Below are 2,956 nucleotides of genomic sequence, written 5' to 3' on the forward strand. Positions count from 1 at the left end.
GGTGTATATAGAAGTATGGCCGCGAAATAAACTATCACAGCGGTCTTCATAAAAGAATGTGATGAAAATTTTCGTCCCAAATGGGAGAACTTATTCCTGCATATGGTCATAGGGTTAACCTCCATCGACTGTGTTACAGATCGGGGAATGACTGCAGCGGAATACAAGACAAGAACATGGTTCTAGATCGAACAAGCCATGGAATGTGATGGAAAGATTTATTCGAGAGGACGTGTGCTGACATCACTTGGCAACCCTGTTGCCATATTCTGTATTCTTAGCGAATGTAGGCCAGAAGCTTTGCGTCGATGTCTTTCGACCGGTTTGCCTTTATCATGTATTTCTCGTCATCTCTATCGCCATTAGACTGAAAAAACTTTAATGAGAATTAAATCGTCGGCACCCGATCAGTACAATCTTCCGATTACATTTCGCACTAGCTTCCAGCAAGAGTTGTACCATGTTAGGACATATTCCCAACATATTGTTTTCATTGGCTTAATATGAGTGCAAAGTGAAGGTGAGGATGGACCTTCCCTGACAGATGAAGGAAATACCATACATCTTAAACTGATTTCTTCTCTAAGTCACCCTGAATGAAACATTTTTTACATGAAGGGTTCTTACTTCGACATGTTTAGCATTCGCCGAATATCGACGATGACAGCGCTATATACTAGTGTAATGTCCCGTAAATAACTTCATATATGAGTTCTCCTGTGATAGGGTCAACAAAATCCGAAAAAGGAGGGCCCTATGGCGAGACAACCCCAGCAGGATGTGACCTTGACACCAGAGTTGCGCGACCAATTGACTGCGATGGTTCGATCCCGTTCCTTGCCGCAAGGCCTCACCCGGCGGGCACGCATCGTGCTGATGGCCGCCGAAGGCATGACCAACAGCGCGATCTCCACCGCCGTGGGACTTTCCCGTCCATCGGTCATCAAGTGGCGCAAACGCTTCATCGACCAGGGCCTCATGGGCCTCTACGAGGAGTTGCGGCCGGGAGCGCCGCGCACCATCGACGACGATCAGATCGCCCGGCTGATCCGGCAAACCCTCGAGACCCGGCCGAACGGCGCCACGCACTGGAGCTGCCGATTGCTGAGCCGGGAAACGGGGCTGTCGAAGTCCACCGTACAGCGTGTGTGGTCGACCTTCGGGCTTCAGCCCCACCGACAAAAGCACTTCAAGCTCTCCACGGATCCGTTCTTCGTCGAGAAGGTCCGGGACATCGTCGGGTTATATCTGAACCCCCCCCCGACAAGGCCATGGTGCTCTGCGTCGACGAGAAGAGTCAAGTGCAGGCCCTGGAGCGAACACAACCGTTCTTGCCCTTGGGCATGGGCTACGTCGAAGGGGTGACGCACGATTACCTGCGCCACGGCACCACGACCCTGTTTGCCGCATTGGACGTGGCTTCGGGTCAGGTAACAACCGTGTGCAAGCCGCGACACCGGCATCAGGAGTTTCTCCAGTTCCTCAACCAAATCGACCAAAGCGTCCCGAAGGATTTGGACCTCCATTTGGTCGTCGACAACTATGCCACGCACAAACATCCCAAGGTCAAACAATGGCTGGCCTCCCGGCCTCGTTATCACATTCACTATACGCCGACCTACGCCTCCTGGCTCAATCAAGTGGAGATCTGGTTCAACCTGATCACCCAGCAGGCGATCCGACGAGGCAGCTTCCGCGGCGTCAAGGACCTCGTGGCCAAAATCGACCGCTTCGTTCGTGCCTACAACCCGAAAGCAAAACCTTTTGTCTGGACCGCCACCGCCGATTCGATCCTCCGGAAAATCGAACGGCTATGTAAATATTTTTCTAGGACAAGACACTAGGTTTTCGCAATTGAAAAGGGTGCACACGATCAGGGAGAAGTTTCTTTGTCACAAAGAATACGAACCCTGAAAGGAGGCACCCTCGTGAACCGATGTAGCAGCATTTTCGGTCAACTTCTACCCCTATTTCCGCGTCGCGAGTTCTTTGAAGCCGTGGAGGCCACCCGGGCCGATCGAGGCGCCAAGGGTTTTGACTGCCGGGACCCGTTCGTGGCCATGCTGTTCTGTCAGTTGGGACAGGCCCATTCCCTCCGGGAGATCTGCGGGGGCTTGGCCAGTTGTTTCGGCAAGGCCCGGCATCTGGGCATCCAGAAGGCCCCGAGACGCTCGGCCCTGGCTTACGCCGACGAACACCGGCCCGGGCAGTTCTACGAGAAGCTGTTTTATCAGATCCTGGGCCGTTGCCAGCAGGTGGCGGTCGGCAAACGGACGTTCCGGTTCCACAACCGGCTCTTCAGCCTCGATGCCACGCTCATCCGGCTGTGCGCAGGCCTGTTCGGCTGGGCCAAGTACCGGCAGACCAAGGGGGCCGTGCAGCTTCTCCTGCTTTTGGACCATGAGGGCTATCTGCCCGTGTTTGCCTGCATCACGACCGGCAGGGTCCACGAGATCCCGCTCGCCCATACGCTGAACTTCCCGGGCGGCTCGATCGTGGTGGTGGACCGGGGCTATGTCGTTTTCAAGCTCTTCCGCACCTGGGATGAGGCCGGGGTGTTCTTTGTGACCCGCCCGAAGGGCAACGCCCATTACCGGATCGTGGAGGAACGGGCGGGTCCGAAGAACCGCAACATCCTGCGGGATGACACCATCGAGCTGCTGGGGCACTACACCCGCAAGAAGTATCCGGAGCAACTGAGGCGGATCGAGCTCTGGGACGACGCCAACGAGCAGGTGATCGTGCTGCTGACCAGCCATCTGGCCTTCGGGGCCACGACGATTGCGGCCCTCTACAAGGACCGCTGGCAGATCGAGATCTTTTTCAAGACGATCAAGCAGAACCTGAAGATCAAGACCTTCGTGGGGACATCCGCCGATACGCTCTTGACCCAGATTTGGACAGCATTGATCGCGATCCTCGTGCTGAAGTACCTCAAGCACCGTTCCCGGTTCCA

At 55.2% G+C, this 2,956-nt stretch carries 1 protein-coding gene, 1 pseudogene and 1 riboswitch; the gene and the pseudogene both read left to right on the forward strand.

Annotation, left to right across the window (positions count from 1 at the left end; genetic code table 11):
* Positions 1–246: 246 nt before the first annotated feature.
* A riboswitch (cyclic di-GMP riboswitch) is annotated at positions 247–339 on the reverse strand.
* A gap of 417 nt (positions 340–756) precedes the next feature.
* A pseudogene (locus GX466_08480) lies at positions 757–1,844 on the forward strand (IS630 family transposase).
* Between the two features lie 84 nt (positions 1,845–1,928).
* Positions 1,929–2,956, forward strand: a 1,028-nt coding sequence (locus tag GX466_08485) for an IS4 family transposase (GenBank protein NLH94230.1), incomplete at its 3' end; no start/stop codon positions are given.

Source organism: Candidatus Cloacimonadota bacterium (assembly GCA_012516855.1).
GTDB lineage: Bacteria > Cloacimonadota > Cloacimonadia > Cloacimonadales > Cloacimonadaceae > Syntrophosphaera.